The 25,300-nt window shown below is 71.1% G+C and carries 24 protein-coding genes; 4 read left to right on the forward strand and 20 right to left on the reverse strand.

Going from position 1 to position 25,300, the window contains the following annotated elements:
* Positions 1-41 precede the first annotated feature (41 nt).
* Genes ACQP2Y_RS33750 through pyrR form a run of 6 tightly spaced genes read right to left on the reverse strand, consistent with a single transcriptional unit; the run spans position 42 to position 8,253 of the window.
* A complete protein-coding gene (locus tag ACQP2Y_RS33750; protein WP_433719911.1) occupies positions 42-1,070 on the reverse strand; it encodes a quinone-dependent dihydroorotate dehydrogenase in 1,029 nt (342 codons plus the stop codon).
* Positions 1,067-4,378: a carbamoyl-phosphate synthase large subunit gene (carB, locus tag ACQP2Y_RS33755; RefSeq protein WP_433719912.1), complete on the reverse strand. Its 3,312-nt coding sequence runs from the start codon at positions 4,376-4,378 to the stop codon at positions 1,067-1,069. The genes ACQP2Y_RS33750 and carB overlap by 4 nt, the downstream gene beginning before the upstream one ends.
* Entirely contained in the window at positions 4,378-5,490 is a 1,113-nt protein-coding gene (gene carA, locus ACQP2Y_RS33760) for a glutamine-hydrolyzing carbamoyl-phosphate synthase small subunit (protein ID WP_433719913.1), read from the reverse strand. Before carA ends, carB begins: the two co-directional genes overlap by 1 nt.
* A complete protein-coding gene (locus tag ACQP2Y_RS33765) occupies positions 5,487-6,752 on the reverse strand; it encodes a dihydroorotase (protein ID WP_433719914.1) in 1,266 nt (421 codons plus the stop codon). The genes carA and ACQP2Y_RS33765 overlap by 4 nt, the downstream gene beginning before the upstream one ends.
* A complete protein-coding gene (locus tag ACQP2Y_RS33770; RefSeq protein ID WP_433719915.1) occupies positions 6,749-7,672 on the reverse strand; it encodes an aspartate carbamoyltransferase catalytic subunit in 924 nt (307 codons plus the stop codon). Before ACQP2Y_RS33770 ends, ACQP2Y_RS33765 begins: the two co-directional genes overlap by 4 nt.
* A complete protein-coding gene (gene pyrR, locus ACQP2Y_RS33775) occupies positions 7,669-8,253 on the reverse strand; it encodes a bifunctional pyr operon transcriptional regulator/uracil phosphoribosyltransferase PyrR (protein WP_433719916.1) in 585 nt (194 codons plus the stop codon). Before pyrR ends, ACQP2Y_RS33770 begins: the two co-directional genes overlap by 4 nt.
* Positions 8,254-8,540: 287 nt before the next feature.
* Between pyrR and bldD the strand changes: the two genes are divergently transcribed.
* Positions 8,541-9,029: a transcriptional regulator BldD gene (gene bldD / locus ACQP2Y_RS33780; protein ID WP_015624001.1), complete on the forward strand. Its 489-nt coding sequence runs from the start codon at positions 8,541-8,543 to the stop codon at positions 9,027-9,029.
* A gap of 699 nt (positions 9,030-9,728) precedes the next feature.
* On the opposite strand, the gene nusB is transcribed toward bldD, so the two are convergent.
* The 4 genes from nusB to aroB all read right to left on the reverse strand — a co-directional run bounded on the left by nusB (position 9,729) and on the right by aroB (position 12,313).
* Entirely contained in the window at positions 9,729-10,139 is a 411-nt protein-coding gene (nusB, locus tag ACQP2Y_RS33785; protein ID WP_433732173.1) for a transcription antitermination factor NusB, read from the reverse strand.
* A gap of 23 nt (positions 10,140-10,162) precedes the next feature.
* Positions 10,163-10,720, reverse strand: coding sequence for an elongation factor P (gene efp, locus ACQP2Y_RS33790; RefSeq protein WP_212992656.1), 558 nt, complete (start codon positions 10,718-10,720; stop codon positions 10,163-10,165).
* Between the two features lie 91 nt (positions 10,721-10,811).
* A complete protein-coding gene (aroQ, locus tag ACQP2Y_RS33795; protein WP_433719918.1) occupies positions 10,812-11,240 on the reverse strand; it encodes a type II 3-dehydroquinate dehydratase in 429 nt (142 codons plus the stop codon).
* Complete coding sequence (gene aroB / locus ACQP2Y_RS33800; protein WP_433719919.1) at positions 11,237-12,313, reverse strand: 3-dehydroquinate synthase; 1,077 nt, start codon at positions 12,311-12,313, stop codon at positions 11,237-11,239. The genes aroQ and aroB overlap by 4 nt, the downstream gene beginning before the upstream one ends.
* A gap of 70 nt (positions 12,314-12,383) precedes the next feature.
* On the opposite strand from aroB, the gene ACQP2Y_RS33805 reads away from it, so the two are divergent.
* Complete coding sequence (locus ACQP2Y_RS33805) at positions 12,384-13,088, forward strand: Clp protease N-terminal domain-containing protein (protein ID WP_433719920.1); 705 nt, start codon at positions 12,384-12,386, stop codon at positions 13,086-13,088.
* Here ACQP2Y_RS33805 and ACQP2Y_RS33810 read toward each other — a convergent pair.
* The gene (locus ACQP2Y_RS33810; protein WP_433719921.1) at positions 13,085-14,218 is read right to left on the reverse strand and encodes a helix-turn-helix transcriptional regulator; all 1,134 of its coding nucleotides are present in this window, start codon (positions 14,216-14,218) and stop codon (positions 13,085-13,087) included. The genes ACQP2Y_RS33805 and ACQP2Y_RS33810 overlap by 4 nt on opposite strands.
* A 62-nt stretch (positions 14,219-14,280) precedes the next feature.
* Here ACQP2Y_RS33810 and ACQP2Y_RS33815 point away from each other — a divergent pair, with 62 nt between their 5' ends.
* Entirely contained in the window at positions 14,281-14,982 is a 702-nt protein-coding gene (locus ACQP2Y_RS33815; RefSeq protein ID WP_433719923.1) for an alpha/beta fold hydrolase, read from the forward strand.
* Here the strand turns inward: ACQP2Y_RS33815 and ACQP2Y_RS33820 are convergent.
* Both ACQP2Y_RS33820 and aroC read right to left on the reverse strand, forming a co-directional pair.
* The gene (locus ACQP2Y_RS33820; RefSeq protein ID WP_433719924.1) at positions 14,953-15,465 is read right to left on the reverse strand and encodes a shikimate kinase; all 513 of its coding nucleotides are present in this window, start codon (positions 15,463-15,465) and stop codon (positions 14,953-14,955) included. The genes ACQP2Y_RS33815 and ACQP2Y_RS33820 overlap by 30 nt on opposite strands.
* On the reverse strand, positions 15,462-16,640 hold the full coding sequence (gene aroC / locus ACQP2Y_RS33825) for a chorismate synthase (protein ID WP_433719926.1): 1,179 nt from the start codon (positions 16,638-16,640) through the stop codon (positions 15,462-15,464). The genes ACQP2Y_RS33820 and aroC overlap by 4 nt, the downstream gene beginning before the upstream one ends.
* Positions 16,641-16,735: 95 nt before the next feature.
* Between aroC and ACQP2Y_RS33830 the strand changes: the two genes are divergently transcribed.
* Positions 16,736-17,959: a multidrug effflux MFS transporter gene (locus tag ACQP2Y_RS33830; protein ID WP_433719928.1), complete on the forward strand. Its 1,224-nt coding sequence runs from the start codon at positions 16,736-16,738 to the stop codon at positions 17,957-17,959.
* 5 nt (positions 17,960-17,964) lie between these two features.
* Here the strand turns inward: ACQP2Y_RS33830 and ACQP2Y_RS33835 are convergent, their stop codons facing one another.
* From ACQP2Y_RS33835 to ACQP2Y_RS33865, 7 genes are all read right to left on the reverse strand, one after another.
* On the reverse strand, positions 17,965-18,804 hold the full coding sequence (locus ACQP2Y_RS33835; protein WP_433719930.1) for a shikimate dehydrogenase: 840 nt from the start codon (positions 18,802-18,804) through the stop codon (positions 17,965-17,967).
* A gap of 19 nt (positions 18,805-18,823) precedes the next feature.
* Entirely contained in the window at positions 18,824-20,020 is a 1,197-nt protein-coding gene (gene mltG, locus ACQP2Y_RS33840; RefSeq protein WP_433719932.1) for an endolytic transglycosylase MltG, read from the reverse strand.
* A complete protein-coding gene (gene ruvX / locus ACQP2Y_RS33845) occupies positions 20,017-20,478 on the reverse strand; it encodes a Holliday junction resolvase RuvX (RefSeq protein ID WP_433719933.1) in 462 nt (153 codons plus the stop codon). The genes mltG and ruvX overlap by 4 nt, the downstream gene beginning before the upstream one ends.
* 16 nt (positions 20,479-20,494) lie before the next feature.
* The gene (gene alaS, locus ACQP2Y_RS33850; RefSeq protein WP_433719935.1) at positions 20,495-23,179 is read right to left on the reverse strand and encodes an alanine--tRNA ligase; all 2,685 of its coding nucleotides are present in this window, start codon (positions 23,177-23,179) and stop codon (positions 20,495-20,497) included.
* On the reverse strand, positions 23,176-23,469 hold the full coding sequence (locus tag ACQP2Y_RS33855; RefSeq protein WP_212992667.1) for a hypothetical protein: 294 nt from the start codon (positions 23,467-23,469) through the stop codon (positions 23,176-23,178). Before ACQP2Y_RS33855 ends, alaS begins: the two co-directional genes overlap by 4 nt.
* Positions 23,470-23,508: 39 nt before the next feature.
* Complete coding sequence (locus tag ACQP2Y_RS33860; protein WP_433719936.1) at positions 23,509-23,973, reverse strand: DUF948 domain-containing protein; 465 nt, start codon at positions 23,971-23,973, stop codon at positions 23,509-23,511.
* Between the two features lie 75 nt (positions 23,974-24,048).
* Positions 24,049-24,867, reverse strand: coding sequence for a hypothetical protein (locus ACQP2Y_RS33865; RefSeq protein ID WP_433719938.1), 819 nt, complete (start codon positions 24,865-24,867; stop codon positions 24,049-24,051).
* Between the last annotated feature and the right edge of the window lie 433 nt (positions 24,868-25,300).

Genomic DNA, 25,300 nt, shown 5'->3' on the forward strand with positions numbered 1-25,300 from the left:
CGGACCGGCGGCCACGGCCCGCCCGGCGGCCGGGACGGGGGTCACGGCGTGGCCTTCTCCCCGGCGGTCGCGTAGGCCCTGGCCGCGGCCCGGACCAGGGCCGGCCCGCGGTAGATGAAGCCGGTGTAGAGCTGCACCAGCGCCGCCCCCGCGTCGAACATGCGGGTCGCGTCGTCCGGCTCGACGATGCCGCCCACGCCGATGATCGGCAGGCGGCCGCCGGTCTCCTCGTGGACGAAGTGGACGATTTTGCGGGCCCGTTCGGTGAGCGGCCGCCCGGACAGCCCGCCCGTCTCCCCCGCCCGCGGCTGGTCGGCCGCCGCCAGCCCGTCGCGGGACAGCGTCGTGTTGGTCGCGATGACGCCCGCCGCGCCGTACGCCAGGCAGACCTCGAGCAGCTCCGCGATGGCCGGTTCGGTCAGGTCCGGGGCGATCTTCACCAGCACCGGCTTCTTGCCCACCAGCGCCCCGAGCAGCGCCGCCAGGGCCGACTTGTCCTGGAGCGTACGCAGTCCGGGGGTGTTCGGTGACGACACGTTGACCGCGATGTAGTCCGCGTACGGGTGCAGCAGGTTGTAGGACGTCAGGTAGTCCTCCACCGCCTCCTCCAGCGGCGTCACCTTGGACTTGCCCAGCGAGATGCCCAGCGGCACCGCCAGCGGTCCCAGCTCGGCCAGGCGGGTGGCCAGGGCCGCCGCGCCCGCGTTGTTGAAGCCCATCCGGTTGATCACGGCCTCGCTGTCACGCAGCCGGAACAGCCGGGGCTTGTCGTTGCCGGGCTGCGGTTTCGCGGTGACCGTGCCGACCTCGACGAAGCCGAAGCCGAGCGCGGGCCAGGCCGGCAGGGCCACCCCGTTCTTGTCCATGCCGGCCGCCAGCCCCACCGGGTTTCCGAAGCGCACGCCGAAGGCCTCGACCGGGGCCTCCACCGCATAGCGCCGGTGCAGCAGAGCGCGCGGGCCGGCACCCAGCCCGGCGAGCCGTTGCAGGGTGAACTCGTGCGCCCTCTCGGCGTCACCGCCACCCAGCCGGAACAAAACAGGCCGAACAGCGCTGGTGAAGGCGCTCACTCGCCCTCCCGCAGCATGGCGTGCAGCTCCTGCAGCGGGCGGACCGTCATGTCGCCGCGCATCAGGGCCTCGATGCCCATCACCGCCGCGGCCGCGCCCGGCACGGTGGTGATGCTCGGGATGTCGTACGTGACCGCGGCGCTGCGGATCTCGTAGCCGTCCGAGCGGGCGCTCGCCCCCGAGCCCTGCGGGGTGTTGATGATCAGGGCGATCTCGCCGGCCTGGATCAGCGCCACCGCGTTCTGGCCGGGGCTCTCGAAGTGCTTGGGCACGATCTCGCACTCGATGCCGTGCCGGCGCAGCACCTCGCCGGTGCCGGCCGTGGTGACGATGGTGAAGCCCAGGTCGGCCAGGCGCTTGACCGGGAAGATCATCGAGCGCTTGTCGCGGTTGGCCACCGAGACGAAGATCTTGCCGCTGGTCGGCAGCGAGCCGTACGCCGCCGCCTGCGACTTGGCGAAGGCCGGGCCGAAGGCGGGGTCGATGCCCATGACCTCGCCGGTCGACTTCATCTCCGGGCCGAGCAGGCTGTCCACGCCCTGGCCGGCCGGGGTGCGGAACCGCTTGAACGGCAGCACCGCCTCCTTGACCGCGATCGGCGCGTTCGCCGGGGTCTCGCCGCCGTCGCGGTTGCGGAACAGGATGCCCTCGGCGCGCAGCTCCTTGATGGTGGCGCCGAGCATGATCCGGGCGGCTGCCTTGGCCAGCGGCACCGCCGTCGCCTTGGAGACGAACGGGACCGTCCGGGACGCGCGCGGGTTGGCCTCCAGGACGTAGAGCGTGTCGTCCTTGAGGGCGTACTGGACGTTGAGCAGGCCGCGCACGCCCACGCCGCGGGCGATCGCCTCGGTGTAGCGGCGTACCTCGGCCAGGTGCGAACCGGCCAGGGTGACCGGCGGCAGCGTGCAGGACGAGTCGCCGGAGTGGATGCCGGCCTCCTCGATGTGCTCCATGACGCCGCCGATGTAGACCTCGCCGGTGGCGTCGCAGAGGGCGTCCACGTCGATCTCGATCGCGTCGTCCAGGAAGCGGTCGACCAGCACCGGGTGGTCCGGCGAGATCTCGGTGGCCCGGGCGATGTAGTCGGCCAGCGTCGGCTCGTCGTACACGATCTCCATGCCGCGGCCGCCCAGCACGTACGACGGCCGGACCAGCACCGGGTAGCCGATCTCGTCGGCGATGGCCTTGGCTTCGGCGAAGCTGGTCGCGGTGCCGTGCTCGGGCGAGCGCAGGCCGGCCCGGTGCAGCACCTGGCCGAACGCGCCGCGGTCCTCGGCCAGGTCGATCGACTCGGGCGAGGTGCCGACGATGGGTACGCCCGCGGCCTTGAGCCGCTGGGCCAGGCCGAGCGGGGTCTGGCCGCCGAGCTGGACGATCACGCCGACCACGCCGGGGCCACCGGCGGCCTTGCCGGACGAGTCCTCGGAGTGGAACACCTCCAGGACGTCCTCGAAGGTCAGCGGCTCGAAGTAGAGCCGGTCGGCGGTGTCGTAGTCGGTGGAGACCGTCTCCGGGTTGCAGTTGACCATGACGGTCTCGAAGTTGACCTCACGCAGCGCCATGACCGCGTGCACACACGAGTAGTCGAACTCGATGCCCTGCCCGATCCGGTTCGGCCCGGACCCGAGGATCAGCACCTTGGGCCGGTCGGACGGCGCGACCTCGGTCTCCTCCTCGTACGTGGAGTAGTGGTACGGCGTGTTCGCCTCGAACTCGGCGGCGCAGGTGTCGACCGTCTTGTAGACCGGCCGCACCCCGAGCCGGTGCCGCAGGATGCGTACGCCGTCCTCGCCGGCCAGTTCCGGGCGCAGCGCGGCGAGCTGGCGGTCGGAGAAGCCCGAGCGCTTCGCGCGGCGCAGCAGGGCCTCGTCGAGCACCGGGGCCGCCTCGACCGCGTCGCGCAGCTCGATCAGGGCGGCGATCTCGTCGAGGAACCACGGGTCGATGCCGCCGCTGGCCTCGTGCACCTGCTCGACTGTCGCGCCGAGCCGGAGCGCGCGCTCGACGGTGTAAAGGCGCCCGTCGTGCGGGATCCGCAAGGCGGCCAAGGTCGACGCGAGGTCGGCATCGTCCGGGAGAGTCCAGAAACCGGCGGCCTTGGTCTCCATCGAGCGCATCGCCTTGTTGAGCGCCTCGGCGAAGTTGCGGCCCAGGCTCATCGCCTCGCCGACCGACTTCATCGTGGTGGTCAGCTCGGCGTCCGCGCCGGGGAACTTCTCGAACGCGAACCGCGGGATCTTGACGACCACGTAGTCCAGCGCCGGCTCGAACGCCGCCGGGGTCTTGAGCGTGATGTCGTTCGGGATCTCGTCCAGGGTGTAGCCGATGGCCAGCTTGGCGGCGATCTTGGCGATCGGGAAGCCGGTGGCCTTGGAGGCCAGCGCGCTGGAGCGCGAGACCCGCGGGTTCATCTCGATCACGACCAGGCGGCCGTCGGCCGGGTTGATCGCGAACTGGATGTTGCAGCCGCCGGTGTCCACGCCGACCTCGCGCAGCACGGCGATGCCCAGGTCGCGGAGTTTCTGGTACTCGCGGTCGGTGAGGGTCATGGCCGGGGCGACGGTGACGCTGTCGCCGGTGTGCACGCCCATCGGGTCGACGTTCTCGATCGAGCAGACCACCACGACGTTGTCGTGCTTGTCGCGCATCAGCTCGAGCTCGTACTCCTTCCAGCCGAGCACGCTCTCCTCGATCAGCACCTCGTGCACCGGGGAGGCGGCCAGGCCGCCGCCGGCCAGGCGGTCCAGGTCCTCGTCGTTGTGCGCCATGCCCGAACCGAAGCCGCCCATGGTGAACGACGGGCGGATGACCACCGGCAGGCCGAGGTCGGCGACCGCGGCGTGCACCTCGTCCATCGAGTGACAGACCCGCGAGCGGGGCGTCTCGCCGCCTGCCTTGGCGACGATGTCCTTGAAGAGCTGACGGTCCTCACCCTTGCGGATGGCGTCGACGTTGGCGCCGATCAGCTCGACGCCGTACTTTTCCAGGACGCCGTTCTCGTGCAGGGCGATCGCGGTGTTGAGCGCCGTCTGCCCGCCCAGCGTGGGCAGGATCGCGTCCGGACGTTCCTTGGCGATGACCAGCTCGACGAACTCCGGGGTGATCGGCTCGACGTAGGTGGCGTCGGCGAACTCCGGGTCGGTCATGATCGTGGCCGGGTTGGAGTTGACCAGCGAGACGCGCAGCCCCTCGGCGCGCAGCACCCGGCACGCCTGGGTGCCGGAGTAGTCGAACTCGCAGGCCTGGCCGATGACGATCGGGCCGGAGCCGATCACCATCACGTGCTGCAGATCGGAGCGCTTCGGCATCAGCGGGCCTCAACCTTCTCGACGAGCTCCACGAAACGGTCGAACAGGTAGTCCGCGTCGTGCGGGCCGGCTGCCGCCTCGGGGTGGTACTGGACCGTGAACGCGGGCACGTCCAGCGCCCGCAGACCTTCGACCACGTTGTCGTTGAGGCAGACGTGCGAGACCTCGACACCACCGAAATCGGTGTCGATGACCGTGTTCAGCGGGGCGTCGACCGCGAAACCGTGGTTGTGCGAGGTGACCTCGACCTTGCCCGTGGTCTTGTCGAACACCGGCTGGTTGATGCCGCGGTGGCCGTACCCCAGCTTGTAGGTGCCGAAGCCGAGCGCCCGGCCCAGGATCTGGCTGCCGAAGCAGATGCCGAACAGCGGCACCCGGCGGGTCAGGACCGCCCGGGCCAGTTCCACCGGTACGTCCGCGGTGGCCGGGTCGCCCGGGCCGGGTGACAGGAACACCGCGTCCGGGCTGACCTCCAGCAACTGCTCGATCGTCGAGGACGCCGGGAAGATGTGCGTGGTCACGCCGCGCTCGGCCAGCCGCCGGGAGACGTTCCGCTTGATACCGAGGTCCAGCGCGGCGACCGTGTACCGGTGCTCGCCGACCGCTTCGACCGTGTACCGCTCGGCCGTGGTGACCTCGGCGGACAGGTCGGCGCCGGTCATCTGGGGCTGGGCCAGCACCCGTGCCTTGAGCGAGGCCGGGTCGAGGTCGACGGTCGAGATGCCGACCCGCATCGCGCCGCGTTCGCGCAGGTGGCGGGTCAGGGCGCGGGTGTCGACGCCGCTGATGCCGACGATGCCCTCGGCGACGAGCCGCTCACCGAGGTCGCCGGTCGAGCGCCAGTTCGACGGCCGGCGGGCCGGGTCGCGGACCACGTAGCCGGCCACCCAGATCCGGTCCGACTCGTCGTCCTCGGCGTTGACGCCGGTGTTGCCGATCTGCGGCGCGGTCTGCACGACGACCTGCCGGTGGTACGACGGGTCGGTCAGCGTCTCCTGGTAACCGGTCATGCCGGTGGTGAACACGGCCTCACCGAAGGTCTCCCCCTCGGCGCCGTAGGACTGACCACGGAACGTGCGTCCGTCCTCGAGTACAAGAATTGCTGGCTTCATTTGACGGCCTTCCCGTCGAGGACTGTCGGCTCTCCCCGGAGGAAGGTCGCGACGATGCGACCCGGCAGGGTGGTGCCCGCGTACGGTGTGTTGCGGCTGCGGCTCGCCAGCTCGGCCGGGTCGACGACCCGGCGGGCGGACGGGTCCACCAGCGTCAGGTTGGCCGGCGTGCCGGCCGCGAGGTCGGTGCCGTGCCCGGTGAGGCCGGCGATGCGGGCCGGGGCGCGGGACATGCGCTCGGCGATGAGCTCCCACTGCTCCCCGAGGACGGAGAGCACGACCGGCAGGGCCGTCTCGAGACCCACCATGCCCGGGCGGGCGTAGGCCCACTCACATTCTTTGTCCTCGACCGCGTGCGGCGCATGGTCGGTGGCCACGATGTCGATCACACCGTCGACCAGGGCCTGGCGCAGCGCGCGCACGTCGGCGGCGGTGCGCAGCGGCGGATTGACCTTGTAGACCGGGTCGTAGCTGGCGGCGAGCTCGTCGGTCAGCAGCAGGTGGTGCGGCGTGACCTCGGCGGTCACCCGTACGCCGCGGGCCTTGGCCTGGCGCAGCACCTCGACCGACCCGGCGGTGGAGACGTGGCAGACGTGCAGGCGGCTGCCGACGTGCTCGGCCAGCAGCACGTCGCGGGCGATGATCGCCTCCTCGGCCACCGCGGGCCAGCCGGTCAGCCCCAGCCGGGTGGAGACCTCACCCTCGTGCATCTGGGCGCCCTCGGTCAGCCGCGGCTCCTCCGCGTGCTGGGCGATGATGCCGTCGAACGCCTTCACGTATTCCAGGGCGCGGCGCATCAGGCGCGGGTCGGCGACGCAGTGGCCGTCGTCGGAGAAGATCCGCACGCCGGCGGCCGAGGTGGCCATCGCACCCAGCTCGGCCAGCTGCTTGCCGGCCAGCCCGACCGTGACCGCGCCGATCGGCTGCACGTCGACCAGGCCGGCCTCGCGGCCCAGCCGCCAGACCTGCTCGACGACACCGGCGGTGTCCGCGACCGGCGAGGTGTTGGCCATCGCGAAGACCGCCGTGTAGCCGCCGAGGGCCGCGGCGCGCGAGCCGGTCTCGACCGTCTCGGCGTCCTCGCGGCCCGGCTCCCGCAGGTGGGTGTGCAGGTCGACCAGGCCGGGCAGGGCGACCAGGCCGGCGGCGTCGATGACCTCCGCGTGCGCGTCGGTCCCGGTGGCGATCACCCCGTCGCGGATCAGCAGGTCGGCCGGCGCGGCGCCGAGCAGGGAAACACCCTTGATCAGGTACGAGGTCATGCCTTGCCTCCGAGCAGCAGGTAGAGAACGGCCATCCGGGCGCTGACACCGTTGGCGACCTGTTCGACGATCGTGGAGCGGGAGGAGTCGGCCACCTCGGGCGCGATCTCCATGCCGCGGTTCATCGGTCCGGGGTGCATGACGATCGCGTGCTCCGGCAGCTTGCGCATCCGGGGCACGTCGAGGCCGTAACGCCGGCTGTACTCGCGGGCCGAGGGGAAGAAGGAGTCCTGCATCCGTTCGGTCTGCACCCGCAGCATCATCACCACGTCGGTGTCCGGCAGGACGCTGTCCAGGTCGTAGGAGACCTTGGTGGCCGGCTCCAGCGCGGCGGCGATGTCCACCGGGACCAGTGTCGGCGGCCCGACCAGCGTCACCTCGGCCCCCAGCGTGCTCAGCAGCAGCACGTTGGAGCGGGCGACCCGGCTGTGCAGGACGTCACCCACGATCGTCACCCGCAGGCCGGCGATGCGGCCGAGCCGCGAGCGCATCGTGTACGCGTCCAGCAGCGCCTGGGTCGGGTGCTCGTGGGTGCCGTCCCCGGCGTTGATCACCGAACCGTCCACCCAGGACGCCAGCCGGTGCGGCGCGCCGCTGGCCGGGTGCCGGATCACCACCGCGTCGGCGCCCATCGCCTGCAGGGTCAGCGCGGTGTCCTTGAGGCTCTCGCCCTTCGACACGCTGGAGCCCTTGGCCGAGAAATTGATCACATCGGCGGAGAGCCGCTTGGCCGCCGCCTCGAACGAGATCCGGGTGCGGGTGGAGTCCTCGTAGAAGAGGTTGACCACCGTACGGCCGCGCAGCGTCGGCAGCTTCTTGACCTCGCGGCCGGCCAGGGCGGCCATCTCGCCGGCGGTGTCCAGGATCAGGGTGGCGGTCTCGGCGTCCAGGTCGGCGGCCGAGCGCAGGTGCTTGATCATCGAGCCTCCTCCGAGCCGGAGAGCCGTACCTCGTCCACGCCGCCGTCAGTCTCGGCGAGCGAGACCCGCACGCTCTCCGACTGCGCGGTGGGGATGTTCTTGCCGACGTAGTCGGCGCGGATCGGCAGCTCCCGGTGGCCACGGTCGACCAGCACGGCGAGCTGCACGGAGCTGGGCCGGCCGACGTCGTTGAGCGCGTCCAGCGCGGCCCGCACGGTCCGGCCGGAGAACAGCACGTCGTCGACCAGGATCACCCGGCGCCCGTCGATGCCGTCGCCCGGGATCTCGGTCTTGCCGAGCGCGCGGGTGGCGTGCAGCCGCAGGTCGTCGCGGTAGAGCGTGATGTCGAGCGCGCCGACCGGCACGTCGATGCCCTCGAAGGCGTGGATGCGGGCGGCCAGCCGGCGGGCCAGCGGTACGCCGCGGGTCGGGATGCCGAGCAGCACGGTGCCGGTGGCGCCGGAGGTCTTCTCCAGGATCTGGTGCGCGATCCGGTCGACGACTCTGTGCAGGTCGGACCCGGAAAGGATGATCTTCGAAGTGCCCTGCTGGGCGGATGTGTCTGCGCGTGGGTATGCCACGGCGGACCTCCTTCCCCGCCTCACGGGACGGGTCGTTAAAGGACGTCGGTCAAGCAGACCCGGGTAGGGCCCGCTTGATGGCTGACGCTACGTTACCAGTGAGCGCGGCGTTGACCATGGTGACGTGGCTGACCCGCCGACCAGACGGACGAATGCGGGCAACTCAGTCTCGGGCCCGGCGACTCATCGGTCGACACTTGACCAGAGGTTGCAAACTCCGTACCGTCACGCAGCGTAGCGATCCGAGGAAGAACCCTCCGGGCCAGCACAGTACTGGGAGTGTCCGAATGCCGTCTGAGTACGCCAAGTCGTTGGGCGCCCGCCTGCGCTCCATCCGCCAGCAGCAGGGCCTGTCCCTGCAGGGCGTGGAAGAGAAGTCGAACGGCCGCTGGAAGGCCGTCGTCGTGGGTTCGTACGAGCGTGGCGACCGCGCCGTCACCGTGTCGCGCCTCGCCGAACTGGCCGACTTCTACCGCGTCCCCGTCTCGGAGCTGCTGCCCGACGGCAGCGGTGTCCGGCTCGAGGCCACCAACAAGATCGTGCTCGACCTGGAGAAGCTGTACGACGCCGCCGGCGAGGACCTGGCCTATGTCGCACGCTACGCCCGGGCCATACAGCAGCAGCGCGGTGACTACAACGGACGCGTCCTGTCGATCCGCGCGGACGACCTGCGCGCGCTCGCCATCGTGTACGACATCTCGCCGTCCGGCCTCATCGAGCGCCTGACCGAGCAGGGTGTGCTGGTCGCCGACCCGCGGGCGTTCTTCGCCTCCTGATCGCCGCCGCCGAAGAGGGGTCCCGCACATGCGGGTCCCCTCTTCGCGTCTTCACCGCCCCGTCTTCACCGGCGAGCCCTCCCGCTTGGACCGCCCCTCCCGCTCGGTCACCGCGCCGGGTGACCGCCACGGTCGGCCTCCTCCGCCCTGGTGACCTCACCCAAAGCGATCAACGCGGGCGCGGCACCAGATACGCGATACGCAGCGTTGCCGACCGGCCCCAACCGTCGCGATCTTGATCACAATCTTGCGTGTGGCCGGCCCGCCCGGAAACCGGCCCGGCACGACTGGACGCGGTCACGACCGGCGCCGCATCGGTCACCGAAAGTTCGCCCACTCGACTCCCGTCGATCAGATCGGCCCTGGTCAATGGCATCCCGGGCCTGATCGCCCAGGCCGGTGAGCGCCCGCCGGCGGGCACACATCCCGTGACCGCGGGTGACCGAATCACTCAGCGCAGCGTGGGTCTGACCTTCGCGCGCAGCGGCGGCTTTGACCTTCGCGCGCAGCGGCGGGTGGACCTTCGCGCGCAGCGCGGAAGCGCAACCACTCACGCACATGGCAGGGAGCGCAGCGACCGGTCTCGACGGGAGTGACGGTCAGCACCATGCAACCAGGCACGACCAGAATTTGATCTTGATCGTGAATTTCGCACAAGAAACGGCCCGGACCATCAGGCCCGGGCCGTCGCTGCAAAAACTATCTGCTGGCGAATTCTGCGATGCGTCCCAGCAGACCGTTGAGGAAGCGCGGGCTGTCGTCGGTGGACATCTGCTTGGCCAGCTCGACCGCCTCGGAGATCGCCACCGGGTCGTCGATCTCGCCCACGTAGAGCAGCTCGAAGACCGCGATCCGCGCGAGGTTGCGGTCCACCACCGGCATGCGGTCGATGGTCCAGCCCTCGGCGTAGCTGGCGATCAGCTCGTCGATCCGGTCGAGGTTCTTGGCCACGCCCTCGACCAGGCTGACCGTGTAGTCCAGGTGGTCGGGGCGGGGCTTGGAGATGCGGTCCAGGTAGGTGACCAGGACCTGGGCCGGCGGCAGATCGCGCAGGTCGGCCTCGTAGAGGACGTCCAGCGCCCGCTTGCGCGCCTTGCGGCGCGCCGGCATCTGGGTCTTGGGGCCCTCGGCCATCAGCTACGGCCGAGGTAACGGCCGTCGCGGGTGTCGACCTTGATCTTCTCACCGGTGGTGATGAAGAGCGGGACGTTGACCGTCGCGCCGGTCTCGACGGTGGCGGGCTTGGTGCCGCCGGTGGAACGGTCGCCCTGCAGGCCGGGCTCGGTGTAGGTCACCTCGAGGAACACGCTGGTCGGCAGCTCGATGTAGAGCGGCACGCCCTCGTGCGTGGCGACGGTGGCCTCGGCCTCGGGGAGCAGGTAGTTCGCGTTGTCGCCGACGGTGGGGCCGGGCACGGTGATCTGCTCGAAGGTGTCCAGGTCCATGAAGACGAAGTCCTCACCGTCCTGGTAGAGGTACTGCATCGTGCGCTTGTCGACGGTCGCGGTCTCGACCCGGGTGCCGGCGTTGAACGTCTTGTCAACGACCTTGCCGGAGAGGACGTTCTTGAGCGTGGTGCGCACGAACGCCCCGCCCTTGCCCGGCTTGACGTGCTGGAACTCGACGACGGCCCAGAGGGCGCCTTCGAGGTTGAGCACGAGGCCGTTCTTCAGGTCGTTGGTGGAAGCCATGTCCTGCCTTGGTCTTTGAAAGCGATGGTCTGGAAAGCGTGCAGGTGACCGAGCGAGTTTACCGGCGTGAGTCGTGAACAGGCGAATCGGGTCAACGGCGGCCGGCGAGGTGCTGCAGCGCGAGGCGGTAACCGTCGACACCGAGGCCCGCGATCACCCCGGTGGCGACCGCCGAGACGACCGAGTGGTGCCGGAACTGCTCACGGGCGTGGATGTTGCTGATGTGCACCTCGATCAGCGGGGCGCGCAGCATCGCGCAGGCATCGCGGACCGCGTACGAGTAGTGCGACCAGGCGCCCGGGTTGAGCACCACCGGGGCCTCCTCGTCGGCGGCGGCGTGCAGCCAGGCCAGCATCTCGTGCTCGGCGTCGGTCTGCCGCACCTCGACGTCCAGGCCGAGCTCCCGGCCCTCCTCCTGGCACAGCTTCACCAGGTCGGCGTACGAGGTGACGCCGTAGACGTCGACCTGGCGGCTGCCGAGCCGGCCCAGGTTGGGGCCGTTCAGGACGTACGTCTTCACGCGGACACCGCCCGGTAGGCCTCGGCCAGAGTCTGCTCGGAAGGACCGGTGAGGATGCCCGGCCGCGCCAGGCCGTCGAGCACGACGAAGCGCAGGGTATCGGCCCGGGCCTTCTTGTCGACGCGCATGGCGGCGAGCAGGTCGGGCCAGGCCGCGGCCGGATAGCTGACCGGCAGCCCGAGCAGGGTCAGCACCGCCCGGTGGCGAGCCGCGGTGGCGTCGTCCAGCCGGCCGGACAGCCGGGACAGCTCCCCCGCGTAGATCAGGCCGACGGCGACCGCGTGGCCGTGCTTCCAGGCGTAGTGCTCGTTCTTCTCGATCGCGTGGGCCAGCGTGTGACCGTAGTTGAGGATCTCCCGCAGCCCGGACTCGCGCAGGTCGTTGCCGACCACGTGGGCCTTGACCCGGATCGCCCGCTCGACCAGCTCCCGCAGCACGGCGCTGCGCGGGTCGGCGGCCGCGGCCGGGTCACCCTCGATGAGGTCGAGGATCACCGGATCCGCGATGAAGCCGCACTTGGCCACCTCGGCGAGCCCGGCGACCAGGTCGTCACCGGGAAGCGTGTCCAGCACGTCGAGATCGCACAGCACCCCGGCGGGCGGATGGAAGGCACCGACCAGGTTTTTGCCCGCGGCGGTGTTGACGCCGGTCTTGCCGCCGACGGCCGCGTCGACCATGCCGAGCAGCGAGGTGGAGACCGGTACCCAGCGCACGCCGCGCAGCCAGCTCGCCGCCACGAACCCGGCCAGGTCGGTCACCGCGCCGCCACCGATGCCGAGGACGACGTCGGTGCGGGTGAAACCGGCCGCGCCGAGCTCGTCCCAGCAGCGCGCGGCCACGTCGATCGACTTGCCGGCCTCGGCGTCGGGCACCTCGATCGGCAGCGGCCGGATGCCCGCCGCGGACAGGGCGTCGGCGACGGCGGCCGCCCGCTCCTTGAGCGGCGGAGCATAGAGAACGGCGGCCCGCACAGCGCCGTCGACCAGGCCGGGCAGGGCGTCGAGCAACCCCCGGCCGACGAGTACGTCGTAGGGCCGGTCACCGGGCACAGAAATTCGCGTCACGTCGTCCATCAGCGCTGATCCTAGTGCTCGCGGCATGGGGTTATAGACACCTAACCCCATCACGGGTTACATCTACGTCATGCCGAAAATCAACGTCTACCTGCCCGACGAACTGGCCGACGCGGTACGCGAGTCAGGGCTGCCGGTGTCCGCGATCTGCCAGCGAGCCCTGGAGGAGGCGGTCCGGCGGATCACCGTGATCCGGCAGACCGCCCTGGGCGACCTCGACGCCGACCAGCTCGCGGCCACCCTGCCCTCCTTCACACCCAGGGCGATCACCGTGCTCTCCCTGGCGATCAACGCCGCCCGCGAGGCCGGCGCACCGAACGTCGGCACCGGCCACCTGCTCCGCGCCATGATCACTGAAGGGGAGAACCTGGCGTTGCGCCTGCTGCGGGCGATGGAGATCGAGCCCGCCACCCTCACGTGGGCCGAGCAGGACGAGCCGGGCGGCGGGCCGGGGCTGCGCTACAGCACGCCGGCCGCGAACGCGCTGGAGATGCTGGTCGCTGAGGCGACTGCGCTCGGGCACAACTACGTGGGCTGCGAGCACCTGCTCATCGGTCTCGCGGCCGAGCCGGACGGGATCGCCGGGCGGACGCTGCGGGCGGCGGGCGCCGACGCCCGGACCGTGCGGCGGACGGTGTCGGCCGCCCTCAGCGGCTACGCCCACCTGCGGGCGACGAAGCCGCCGGTCGGACCGGAAGAGCTCACCACGGTGGTACGCCAGGAGCTGCGTCCACTGATCCAGCGCGTCGAGGCGCTCGAGGCGCGTCTGGGTTAGCGGGTGGCGTAGCGGACGAGTTGCGCGGCGTGCTCGGCCAGAGCGGTCCGCAGCTCGTCCGGCCGGACCACCGTGAACGGCCAGCCCAGGCCGGCCAGCATCTGCGCCATCCCGGGCAGGCTCTGCGCCCGGCAGCTCAGCCGCACCCCGTCGGCGACCTCGGTGACATCCGCGATGGCCGCGGGGATCCGGCGGCGCACCTGGGCGACGTCGGCCTCGATCAGCACCTCGACCTCCCACTTCCAGGGCAGCCCGGCCCACTGCCGGGTGACGTGCGCGACGGCGTCGAAGTTCGGCGGCGCCTCGAAGTCCTCGCCGGTGGGCACGGCGGCGGCGATCCGGTCCAGCCGGAACGACCGGATCTCGTCGGTGCGGTGGTCATGGGCGACGAGATACCAGCGCCCACTGTGGAAGACCAGCCCGTATGGATCAACCTGCCGCCGGCTGACCCGCGGCGCGGTCCCGGCCTCGACATCGGCCGCATCCGCCACCGGCCCGTCCGGCCCGCCCGGCTCGATCGCCGATCCCGCGACCGCGGCCGCCGCCGGTGTATCAACCGTCGGGTCCGGCGCGGCCGGCGCATCCGGCGCGTCGTCGGTGGTCGGGCGGCGGCGGGGTGTGCGATAGGTGAGCGCAAGCCGCTGCTGCGAGCGAGTCGCCGTACCCAGCGTCAGCAACAGATCAGCGGTCGACGGCGCGGCGCCGTAGCGCGGTGCGGCATCCGGCTCGCGGCGCCGCATGGTCAGGCCCAGACTCGCCCGCAGGGCCGCCAGCCGGTCACCCAACGCCGCCGGGAGGACCCGCGTGATCTTCGCTTCGGCGGCAGCACTAGCCGGGGCGTCCGTCGCCAACCCGAGACTGTCCGCCGCCACCAGGCCCAGCACCACGGCCACCGCTTCGTCGTCGGTGAGCATCAGCGGAGGCAGCTTGAAGCCAGGCAGGAGCCGATAGCCCCCGTACCGACCGCGTTCCGCTGTCACCGGGATGCCCAGTTCGGCGAGGGTGCCCGCGTACCGGCGGACCGTACGCTCATCTACCGCGAGCCGGGCCGCCAGCTCGGCCCCGCGGATGCTGCGGTGGGCCTGGAGCAGCTCCAGCATGGCCAGGACGCGTGAGGCGGGGTGCGGCATGCCGAAGATTCTCCACCCCATACCGGACCGGTATCGTCCGGTATCCGGTTTAGCGTGAGGGCATGACGACATACGTTCTGGTTTCCGGTCTCTGGCTCGGCGGATGGGCCTGGCACGACGTGACGGCGGCGCTGCGCGGCGGCGGGCACGAGGTCTTCCCGCTGACGTTGACCGGCGTCGCCGACCGCTCCCATCTGCTCGGTCCCGGCGTGGATCTGGACACCCACGTCGAGGACATCGTCCGGCTGGTCGAGACCGAGGATCTGCGGGACGTGGTGCTGGTCGGGCACAGCTACGGCGGGATGCCGGTGAGCGCCGCGGCGCTGCGGTTGCGGGAGCGGATCGCTCGGGTGGTCTATGTGGACAGTGGGCCGTTGCCGGAGGGCACCACCCAGCAGTCGATGTCCGGGGAGCCGGCCGGCCCGGGTGACGCGGTGCCGCCCCGCGAGTGGGACGCCGACGCCGACCCGGTGCTGCTGGCCGGGCTGGACGAGGCGGCGCTGACGCTGCTGCGTACGCGGAGCACACCGCATCCCCGCGCTTCGGTGGAGCAGCCGCTCGGTGCCCGGGCCACCTCCCGGGAGCTGCCGACCACGCTGGTCGCCTGCACGTTCCCGGAGGATCAGATCAAGGAGATGATGGCCGCCGGCCATCCGTTCTTCGCCGGTCTCACCGAGGCCGAGGTCGTGATGCTGCCCACCGGTCACTGGCCGATGCTCAGCGAGCCGGTCGCCCTAGCCCGGATTCTTGAGCAGCGCGGCTAGCTCGGCGGCGATCTCCTCGGGGGTGCGGGCATCGGTCGCGATCGTGTGGGTGGCCACCGACGCGTAGAGCGGGCGGCGCTGTTCCATCAGGTATTTCAGGGTCGCCCGCGGGTTCACGGACAACAGCGGGCGGCCCGCGCCGAGCCCGACCCGCTTGACCGCGTCGGACAGCTCCACCGACAGGAAGACCACGGTGTGCTCCCGCAGCGACTCGCGGGTGCCCTCGTGCAGGATCGAGCCACCGCCGAGGGCGAGCACGCCGGGAAACGAGCCGAGCGCCTCGGCGATCGTCGTGCGTTCCAGGGCCCGGAAGGCGTCCTCGCCGTCGTCGAAGAAGATCTCCGGGATCGGCTTGCCAGCACGCTCCTCGATCAGGTGGTCGGTGTCGGCGAAGTCCACGCCGAGCAGCGCGGCCACCGCCTGCCCGATCGTGGTCTTGCCCGCGCCGGGCGGGCCGACGATCACCGCGGCCGGTGCGGTCACCGGATCAGCAGACTGTCTAGGTAGCCGGCCAGGTTGCGGCGGATCTCGGCGACCGAGTCGCCGCCGAACTTCTCCGTCGCGGCCTCGGCCAGCACCAGCGCGACCATCGCCTCGGCGACCACCGCGCCGGCCGGCACCGCGCACACGTCGGAACGCTGGTTGATCGCCGTGGTGGCCTCGCCGGTGACCACGTCGACCGTCTGCAGGGCGCGGTTCAGCGAGGAGATCGGCTTCAGTGCGGCGCGGACCCGCAGGTTCTCGCCGTTGGTGATGCCGCCCTCCAGGCCGCCGGCCCGGTCGGTGATCCGCTTGACGCCGTCCGCGGTCGGGATGATCTCGTCGTGCGCGACCGAGCCGCGCGAGCGGGCCTGGGTGAAGCCGTCGCCGATCTCCACGCCCTTGACGGACTGGATGGACATCAGGGCGGTGGCCAGCCGGGCGTCCAGCTTGCGGTCCCACTGCACATGCGACCCCAGACCCGGGGGTACGGCCCAGGCCAGCACTTCCACGATGCCGCCGAGGGTGTCCGCGTCCTTCTTCGCCGCGTCGACCTCGGCCACCATCCGGGCGCTCGCCTCCGGGTCGAGGCAGCGCAGCGGGTCGGCGTCGATCCGGGCCGCGTCCTCCGGCGTGGGGATCAGGCCGGCCTTGGCCGCGACCGAACCCAGCTCGATCACGTGCGAGACGATGTCGATGCCCAGCGCCTGCTTGACCAGCGCCTTGGCGACCACGCCGACGGCCACCCGGGCCGCCGTCTCCCGGGCGCTGGCGCGTTCCAGGATCGGCCGGGCGTCGGTGTGGCCGTACTTCTGCATGCCGGCCAGGTCGGCGTGGCCGGGCCGGGGCCGGGTCAGCGGCGCGTTGCGGGCCTGGGCGGCGAGCTCCTCGGGGTCGACCGGGTCGGCGGCCATCACGGTGCGCCACTTGGGCCACTCCGAGTTGCCGATCCGGATCGCGACCGGGCTGCCGAGCGTGACCCCGTGGCGGATGCCGCCGATGATCTCGATCTCGTCCTGCTCGAACGCCATCCGCGCGCCCCGGCCGTAGCCGAGACGGCGGCGAGCGAGGTCGCGGCCGATGTCCTCGCTCGTCACCCGCACACCGGCGGGCACCCCTTCGAGAAGGGCGACGAGAGCGGGGCCGTGGGATTCACCTGCGGTAAGCCAGCGCAACACGGGTCACAGTCTGGCACGCCGTCGTCGCAGGCCGCCGCGCCGGGCAGCCCCGTCCCGCCTGCCGGACCGCGGGGCCGCAGCAGAGCTATCGTCCGGTGGTGTCGTCCCAGCCCACCACGCCGGTCGCCCGGCCTGTCCCGGCCGTGCACGGGCCCCTGCTCGTCGTCATGCTCGGGCTCATCACCGCAATCGGCCCGCTGTCGCTGGACATGTATCTGCCCGCGTTCCCGGCCCTGTCGCGGGACCTCGGGGTGGCCGACGCGCAGGTGCAGCTGTCGCTGACCACGTGCCTGATCGGGCTGGCGGTCGGGCAGCTGGTCTGCGGCCCGCTCAGCGACCGCTGGGGGCGGCGCCGGCCGCTGATCATCGGCGTCGGCGCGTACGCGATCTTCTCGTTCCTCTGCGCGCTCGCCCCGACCGCGCCGGTCCTGGCCGGGGTCCGCCTGGCGGAGGGCATCGCCGGCGGCGTCGGCGTGGTGGTGGCCCGGGCGATCGTGCGGGACCTGTACGCCGGGGTCGCCGCCGCGAAGTTCTTCTCCCGGCTGACGCTGATCTTCGGCGTGGCCCCGATCGCCGCACCGAGCCTGGGCAGCGCGGTGCTCAAGGTGACCTCGTGGCACGGCATCTTCGTGGCCCTCGGCATCATCGCGACGCTGCTCACGGCCCTGGTCGTCTGGCGCATGCCGGAGACGCTGCCACCGGAACGCCGCAGCCCCGGCGGCCTGGCCGACACAGCCCGTACGGCCCGCACGCTCTTCGCGGACCGGTTCTACCTCGGGTACGCGCTGGCCCAGGCGTTCGCGTTCGCCGCCCTGTTCAGCTACATCTCCGGCTCGTCGTTCGTGCTCCAGGACGGCTACGGCGTCTCCCCCACGGTGTTCAGCCTGCTGTTCGGTCTGAACGCCTGCGGCCTGATCGTGCTGAGCCAGGTCAACGGGTGGCTGCTGGACCGGTTCGCGCCCCGCCGGCTGCTGCTGGCCACGCTGGTGGCGCAGGTGGTGGCGGGTGGCATCGTGCTGGCCGCGGCCCTGCTGGGCAGCCTGGTGGCGCTGATCGTGGGACTGTTCGTGCTGGTCGGCACGATCGGCATGGTCACCCCGAACGGGACCGCGCTGGCCCTGGACCGGCACCCGGAACGCGCCGGGACCGCGGCCGCGCTGCTCGGCGGCATCCAGTCGGTGATCGCGGCGGTGGCCGCGCCGCTGGTCGGCTTCGGTGACCCGGGGCGGGGCGCCCCGATGGCGCTGGCGATCGTCAGCTTCGCGCTGGTGGCGCTGCTGTCCGTGCTGACGCTGACCTGGTCCCGGCGGCCGGCCTGAGCGGCTCAGCCGACGGCCGACGCCGCCGTCAGGGCCGCCCGCATCGCCGCCTCCGGCGCGGGGCGCACGCCGGTGAACTGCTCGAACTGACCCAGTGCCTGCGCCAGCAGCAGATCGAGGCCGGACACCACCGGGAGCCCGTGGTCGGCCGCCGCGGCAGCCAGCGGGGTCGGCCACGGGTCGTAGATCGCGTCGAACAGCACCGTGCCGGGCCGCCATTTCACGGCGGTCGCCAGCGCGTCGGCCGCGCCCTTGGGCACGGTCGAGATCACGGCGTCCGCGTCGAAGGCGGCCGGGGCGTCGGCCCACTCCACGCCGGTGATGGTCACGCCCAGGGCGGCCGCGGCGGGCGCGAGCTCCTCCCGGGCCTCCGGGCGGCGGGTCACGACGGTCACGTCAGCGGCGCCGAGCTGGGCCGCGGCAGCGAGGGCGGCCCGGGCCGTGCCGCCGCCACCGAGCACGGTGACGCTCGGGCCGGGGGCCAGACCCGCGTCGCCGAGCACCCGGACCATGCCCGGGACGTCGGTGTTGTCGGCGAACCAGGTGCCGTCGGGACGCCGTACCAGGGTGTTGGCCGCACCGATCGCGGTCGCGACCGGCGACGCCGCCGCGGCCAGCGTCAGCGCGACCTCCTTGAGCGGCATGGTCAGTGACAGCCCGGCCCATTCCGGGCCGAGGCCGGCCACCAGGCCGGGCAGCTCGGCCTCGGCGCACTCGATCGCGGTGTACGTCCAGGTCAGCAGACCGGCGGCAGCGAAGCCGGCGGTGTGGATGACCGGGGACAGGGAGTGCCCGATCGGTTTTCCGCAGACGGCGGCTCGCCGGGCGCGCTCAGTGGATTGCACAGGCACAGATTAGAACCCGTCAGAGGACGCCGTTCTTCTTGGCGGTCTCGATGTTCTTCTCGTGCTGCGGGTAGCTGTTGGTGAACGCCGAGTGGCCCTGCTTGTCGATCGCCACGAAGTACAGCCAGTTGCCCTTCGGCGGCACGAGGGCGCCCTGCAGCGCGGCCTTGCCGGGGTTGTTGATCGGTGTCGGCGTGAGCCCGTCCTTGCCGTGCAGGCGGTACGGGTTCTTCACGTCGTACAGCTCTTTGTCGGTCATCTTGCCGGACGGCTTCGTCGGCCTGCCGGTGAGCTGGTAGTAGTAGTTGATCCCGACGTCGAACTCCAGGCACTTGCAGTGGAAGTCGTCGCCGTAGAGCCGGTTGTAGGCCACCCGGGCGACCTTGCCGAGGTCCTCGACGTTGCCGGCCTCGGCCTGGGCCAGCGACGCCACCGTCAGCACTTCGTACGGGCTGATGTTGCGCTGGGTCTCGGCCTGCTTCACGAAGTCCACCTCGTTGGCGACGTTCATGAAGTGCTCGACCATGAGGGTCAGATACTCCGCCGCGGTGCCCTTCGGCGGGAACTCGTAGGTGTCCGGGAAGAGGAAGCCCTCGATCGACTTCGCCTTCTTCTGCCCGTCGGTGCGGTTGAACCAGAACGCCGGGACGCCGAGCGCCTCCGGGTCCTTGGCGGCGTTCTTGAAATCGGCCACCTTGACCCCGGTCGCCTTGGCCAGGATCTCGTAGACCTGGTTGGCGGTCTTGCCCTCGGGGATGGTGATGCCGTTGGTGACCCGGCTCTTGGGATCGAGCATCAGGGTCACGGCCTGCTCGGCCGCCATCTGCTTGCGCAGGTTGTAGGTGCCGGACTGGATGTTCTTGCCCTTGGGGTTGGCGTCGGCGGCCTCGGTGAAGGCGGCTGTGCTCTTGACCACATCGGCGTCGTACAGCACGTTGCCGATCTCGGTCAGCGACGCGTCCTTGGGGATCTTGACCTGCACCGGGTCGGTGCCGGGGCCGTCGTAGTCGGCCGCCGTGAAGAAGCCCTTGATCTTCGAGTAGCCCAGGTATCCGCCGACGCCGAGCACGCCCAGCAGGATGAACACCATGAGGAAGGCGACCGCGGACTTACCGCCCTTGCCGCCGCCGCCCTTCGAACCGCGGAACCCCCGCCGGTGGCGAGGTCTGCCCTTCTCCGCCTGTTCGTCGAACGCCAGGTCCAGCTCGTCGATCATCTCGTCTGCCTCCGCTGCGCGTCCAGCCAGCTCTGCAGGATCTCCACCGCGGCCGCCTGATCGACGACCGCCCGTTGCCGCTTGCCCCGTACGCCACGTTCGGCCAGCCTACGGGTTGCGACCACGGTCGACATCCTCTCGTCCGCCAGGACGATCGGAACAGACCCTACCGCCCGTTCCAGTCGACCAGCGTACGCACGTATGTCGATGGCGGCAGGCCCCTCCTCGCCGTTGAGGCGCACAGGGAGGCCCACCACGATCTGCACCACCTCGTGCTCCCCCACGAGGCGGACGAGCTGAGCAATGTCGCCGGGGACGACGTCGGGCGCCGCACCCATGTCACGGGGCACCGTGACCAGGGGGGTGGCCAGGATCCCGTCAGGGTCACTGAGTGCGACCCCGACGCGGACCTTACCCACATCCACACCCAGCCGCCTACCCCGTGGCAACGGCAACATGTCGACGGCCTCCCTCTCAGGCGGCCTCGCCGACCGCCTTCTCCACCGCTGCGAGCAAGACATTCACCTGGTCAGCGGGCACTCCGCCGCCCTGGGCGAGGTCGGCGTTGCCGCCGCCCCGGCCGGAGAGCGCGCCCTTGACTAGATCGGCCGCGGACAGACCACGACTCTTCGCCGTGGCGTTGATCGCTACGATGAGTGACGCCTTGCCGTTTGACCGGGCCGCGACCGCGACCACCGCCGGACGACCGGCGTCGATCTTGCCGCGGATCTCCTGGGCCAGGGTACGCACGTCGTTGGTCGCCGCACCCTCGGGTGCCTCGGTCCCGACGTACGCCACGCCCCGCAGATCACGGGCCTGCGCCGCCAGCGCACCGGCACCACCGAGGACCAGCTGCGCGCGCATCTTCTCGAGCTCCTTCTCGGCGTCGCGCAGGGCCGTCACGGTCTGCTCGACCCGGTCCGCGACCTGGTCGCCGGGCACCCGGAACAGCTCCGCGAGCCGCGCGACGAGCAGGTGCTCCTTGGCCAGGAAGCCGAACGCGTCGATGCCGACGAGCGCCTCGACCCGGCGGACGCCGGAACCGATCGACGACTCGTTGAGGATCTTCACCAGGCCCAGCTGACCCGAGCGGGCCACGTGCGTACCGCCGCAGAGTTCACGTGCGTAGTCGCCGACTTCAACCACTCGGACCTCGTCGCCGTACTTCTCCCCGAACAGGGCCATCGCGCCGAGCCGGCGCGCCTCCTCCTGCGAGGTGACGAACGCATGAACTTCCAGGTCACGCAGCAGCACCTCGTTGACCTGCTGCTCGACGTCGTGCAGCACCGCGGGCGAGACGGCCCCCGGGGTGTTGAAGTCGAAGCGCAGCCGGCCGGGCGCGTTCAGCGAACCCGCCTGGGTCGCCGACTCGCCGAGGAACGCCCGCATGGTCTGGTGGATCAGGTGCGTCGCCGTGTGCGACCGCGAGATCGCCTTGCGGCGGGTCACGTCGATCTCGGCGAAGCCCGCCTCACCCGCGCGCACCTCACCGCGGACGACCCGCGCCTTGTGCACGATCAGGCCGGGCAGCGGCTGCTGCACGTCGACGACCTCGACCTGCCCGCCGCCGACGTTGATCAGGCCGGTGTCGGCCTGCTGGCCGCCGCCCTCGGCGTAGAACGGGGTGGTGTCGAGCACCAGCTCGACATAGTCACCCTCGTTCGCCGCCGCGACACTGGCGCCGCCGTCGCCGAGCAGCGCGCGCACCCGCGACTCCCGGGAGACCTCCGCGTAGCCGGTGAACTGCACCGGTCCGCCGTCCTCCAGCACCGTGCGGTACGCCGACAGGTCCGCGTGGCCCGTCTTGCGCGCGGCCGCGTCCGCCTTCGCGCGGGACCGCTGGTCGGCCATCAGCCGGCGGAAGCCGTCCTGGTCGACGTCGAGGCCCTGCTCGGCGGCGATCTCCAGGGTCAGGTCGATCGGGAAGCCGTACGTGTCGTGAAGCTGGAACGCCTGCGCGCCGCTGAGCTTCGCGCCGCCGGACTTCTTGGTGTCGGTGATCGCCGTGTCGAGGATCGTCGTGCCCGCGCGCAGCGTGGACAGGAACGCCTCCTCCTCCGCGTACGCGTACGTGGAGATCCGGCCGAACTCCTTCGCCAGCTCCGGGTACGAGGGCGCCATGCAGTCGCGCGCCACCGGTAGCAGCTCGGGGAACGTGGCCCCCTGCCAGCCGAGCAGGCGCATGGCCCGGATCGCCCGGCGCATGATGCGGCGCAGCACGTAACCGCGGCCCTCGTTGGACGGGGTGACCCCGTCACCGATCAGCATCAGCGCGGTACGGACGTGGTCGGCGATCACGCGCAGCCGGACGTCGTCGGGGTGCGACAGGCCGGCCTCGTGACCGGAGTGCGCGCCGTACACCTTGCCGGACAGCTCGGCCGCCCGGGCCAGGATCGGCTTGACCTCGTCGATCTCGTACAGGTTGTCGACGCCCTGCAGGATCGACGCGACCCGCTCCAGCCCCATGCCGGTGTCGATGTTCTTCTTGGGGAGATCGCTGACGATCGTGAAGTTCTCCTTGCTCTTCACGTCGGTGATCTCGTACTGCATGAAGACGAGGTTCCAGTACTCCATGTACCGGTCCTCGTCGACCTCCGGGCCGCCCTCCTTGCCGTACTCGGGGCCGCGGTCGTAGAAGAGCTCGGAGCAGGTGCCGCCCGGGCCGGGGATGCCCATGTGCCACCAGTTGTCCTTCTTGCCCCGGCGCACGATCCGCTCGGCGGGCACACCGGTCGCGCGCCACATCTCGAACGCCTCGTCGTCGTCGAGGTAGACGGTCGGCCAGATGCGCTCCGGGTCCAGCCCGAAGCCACCCTTGTCGACCGGGTTGGTGGACAGCTCCCAGGCCAGCCGGATGGCCTCGGCCTTGAAGTAGTCACCGAAGGAGAAGTTGCCGTTCATCTGGAAGAACGTGCCGTGCCGGCTGGTCTTGCCGACCTCGTCGATGTCGGGCGTCCGGATGCACTTCTGCACGCTCACGGCCCGCTGGTACGGCGGGGTGCGCTGGCCGAGGAAGAACGGCACGAACTGGACCATGCCGGCGTTGATGAACAGCAGGTTCGGGTCGTCGATGGCCGGCAGCGGGGCACTCGGCACGACCGTGTGCCCGTTCGCCTCGAAGTGCGCCAGAAAGCGCCGCTTGATCTCCGCCGTCTTCATCGCTGGTCCTCACTCGCGTGCCGCCCCTGCGTGCCGTCACGCAGCTCGGCGAACTGGTCGTCGTAGAGCTCACCCGCGGCGAAGGCCTCGTGGATCTCCTGCTCGCGCTCGGCCATCCCCTCGCGGACGTCATCCACGAAGCTACGCAGCGACTCGACCAGACCGCCAGCGGATTGCGACAGGGAGGTGGCGATGCCGGTGGGGGTGAACTCGTTGGCCTTACGGGTGACCTTGCGGACGACGATGGCGCCGACGGCCAGGCCGACACCCAGCCAGAGCAGCCGCTTCATGGCGGTGTTCCTTCCGAGCTAGAAAAGCTGGTGAGATGGTCAGCGGGCCGCGCGGGCGGCCTTGCGGCGCTGCTTGAGGGAGGCGCGGACCTCGCGCTCGTCCTCGGCGTGCCGGCGGGCGGCGGCGGCCTTGCGCAGGCCGTAGCCGAACGACGCCACCTTGATCAACGGGTTCGCCGCGGCGGCGGACACGACGGTGGCGAGGTTGGCCACGCTGGCCGTGACGTTCTGGGCGTGCTCGGTCATGGTGTCGACCTTGGCCAGCTGCACGTTGACACCGTCCAAAGAGACCTGGACCTGGCCCAGCGCGGTGTTCACGTTGCCGACCGTCTCGGTGACGTTGCCGAGCAGCGGCCCGGTCCGGTCGTTGAGGTCGTTGATCGCCTGGGTGGCGGCGTCGACCGTGTGGCGTAGCTTGAGAATCGGGACGGCGAGCACCAGCACGAGCATCAAAAACGCGCCCGCCGCGATCAGGCCTGCGATTTCTCCGGCGGTAACGTCCATCTACGCGTCTCCTCTACTGACGTGCCTCACAGTGTGACAACGTGCAGACCCTACCGTCAGTGACCGGTGGACGCTTCACGACGCCGTCGGTGTCGGCTCCAGCAGAGGATCAGGCGTGAGAACAGGGTCGGGCGTCTCGCCGATCAAAGAGGGATCCACGGCCGGCTGCGGCTTGCCCCGCTGGTCGGTGACGGCGTTCTGCACCTTGATGCTCACGGTCGAACCGGTGCACTTGTCCGGGTCAGGAGTGGGCACCAGCCCGTCCGGCCCGACGGAAGGCTGAGTGGCCGGATCCTGCGCGGCGACAGCGTCGACAGCGCACTCGGGCAGCCGCACCCACAGGTCCAGAGTGAACTCGTCCCTGGTCCAGCAGGTGTACTTGCCGGAAGTGGTGGGCTGATCGGAGCACTCTCCGCTCCGCGCCTTCCAGCCGGCTCCGGTCAGCGCGGTGGCGTAGGCCTTGTCGGTCTCCTCGAACGGCCGCTCGGACTGCGCGGTCCGCTCCCGGAACCGGCAGTCGAAGAAACACCAGATGCTGCCGCTGGTCCGGTCCTCGACCTGCTTGTCGGCCCAGGTGGGCACGCTGAGCGCATCGAGGGAGTTGAACACGGGGTCACGCGTCGCGGACCGGATCCCGAACAGCAGCGGAAGCAGCCCGAGCACCACGACGCTGAGCGTGACCAGGGTGATGACCCGCAGCCGCCGCTCGGTCCGCAGCCGGGTGCGCAACTCGGCACCCTTACCGAGCAGACCACCGGGAGACTCACGCTCGTCGTCGGCCGAGCTGTCACCCGCATCGGGTACGGGCCCAGCGCCGACAACCGCAACCCGCCCGGGCGGAGTGACGGTGCCGGTGCCCCGCCCCGCCGCGGGGACCTGTCCGGTCCCCCGCACGGGTGAAACCTCAGCCTTGCCCCGCCCGGGCACCTCAGCCTTGCCCCGCCCGGGCACCTCGGCAGCACCACGACCGGGTACCTCAGCAGCGCCACGACCCGGCACTTCCGCGGCGCCACGACCAGGTACGCCTGCTGCGCCGCGGCCGGTCACCTCAGCGGTGCCACGGCCCGGAACCTCGGCAGCTCCCCGGCCGGAAGCGTCACCGCGCACCTGACCGGGTACTGCGGCGGCTCCGCGTCCGGGGGCGCCCGGGGCGCCGCCGTCCGGCAGGTCGGATGTGGGTCGGGTCGGCACTTCGCCGGTGCCGCGGCCACGGGGTGCCTCGACGGCGGCGCGACCAGGCAGAACCTCCGCAGCGCCGCGGCTCTGCGGAGGCTCGGGAGTGCCGCGACCTGGCGTTGCCGGGCCTGCGCCGTGGCCGGGCGTGACC

It is taken from the genome of Actinoplanes sp. CA-051413 (assembly GCF_050955795.1).
GTDB lineage: Bacteria > Actinomycetota > Actinomycetes > Mycobacteriales > Micromonosporaceae > Actinoplanes.

What these genes read in the sequence shown, in the direction of transcription:
- ACQP2Y_RS33815 (WP_433719923.1), top strand. Translation starts at nt 14,281, where the DNA reads ATGACGACATACGTTCTGGTTTCCGGTCTCTGGCTCGGCGGATGGGCC.
- ACQP2Y_RS33765 (WP_433719914.1), bottom strand. Translation starts at nt 6,752, where the DNA reads ATGACCTCGTACCTGATCAAGGGTGTTTCCCTGCTCGGCGCCGCGCCG.
- ACQP2Y_RS33805 (WP_433719920.1), top strand. Translation starts at nt 12,384, where the DNA reads ATGCCGAAAATCAACGTCTACCTGCCCGACGAACTGGCCGACGCGGTA.
- mltG (WP_433719932.1), bottom strand. Translation starts at nt 20,020, where the DNA reads ATGATCGACGAGCTGGACCTGGCGTTCGACGAACAGGCGGAGAAGGGC.
- ruvX (WP_433719933.1), bottom strand. Translation starts at nt 20,478, where the DNA reads ATGTTGCCGTTGCCACGGGGTAGGCGGCTGGGTGTGGATGTGGGTAAG.
- bldD (WP_015624001.1), top strand. Translation starts at nt 8,541, where the DNA reads ATGCCGTCTGAGTACGCCAAGTCGTTGGGCGCCCGCCTGCGCTCCATC.
- ACQP2Y_RS33860 (WP_433719936.1), bottom strand. Translation starts at nt 23,973, where the DNA reads ATGGACGTTACCGCCGGAGAAATCGCAGGCCTGATCGCGGCGGGCGCG.
- ACQP2Y_RS33770 (WP_433719915.1), bottom strand. Translation starts at nt 7,672, where the DNA reads ATGATCAAGCACCTGCGCTCGGCCGCCGACCTGGACGCCGAGACCGCC.
- efp (WP_212992656.1), bottom strand. Translation starts at nt 10,720, where the DNA reads ATGGCTTCCACCAACGACCTGAAGAACGGCCTCGTGCTCAACCTCGAA.
- aroB (WP_433719919.1), bottom strand. Translation starts at nt 12,313, where the DNA reads ATGGACGACGTGACGCGAATTTCTGTGCCCGGTGACCGGCCCTACGAC.
- ACQP2Y_RS33810 (WP_433719921.1), bottom strand. Translation starts at nt 14,218, where the DNA reads ATGCCGCACCCCGCCTCACGCGTCCTGGCCATGCTGGAGCTGCTCCAG.
- alaS (WP_433719935.1), bottom strand. Translation starts at nt 23,179, where the DNA reads ATGAAGACGGCGGAGATCAAGCGGCGCTTTCTGGCGCACTTCGAGGCG.
- nusB (WP_433732173.1), bottom strand. Translation starts at nt 10,139, where the DNA reads ATGCCGGCGCGCCGCAAGGCGCGCAAGCGGGCGCTGGACGTCCTCTAC.
- ACQP2Y_RS33855 (WP_212992667.1), bottom strand. Translation starts at nt 23,469, where the DNA reads ATGAAGCGGCTGCTCTGGCTGGGTGTCGGCCTGGCCGTCGGCGCCATC.
- carA (WP_433719913.1), bottom strand. Translation starts at nt 5,490, where the DNA reads ATGAAGCCAGCAATTCTTGTACTCGAGGACGGACGCACGTTCCGTGGT.
- carB (WP_433719912.1), bottom strand. Translation starts at nt 4,378, where the DNA reads ATGCCGAAGCGCTCCGATCTGCAGCACGTGATGGTGATCGGCTCCGGC.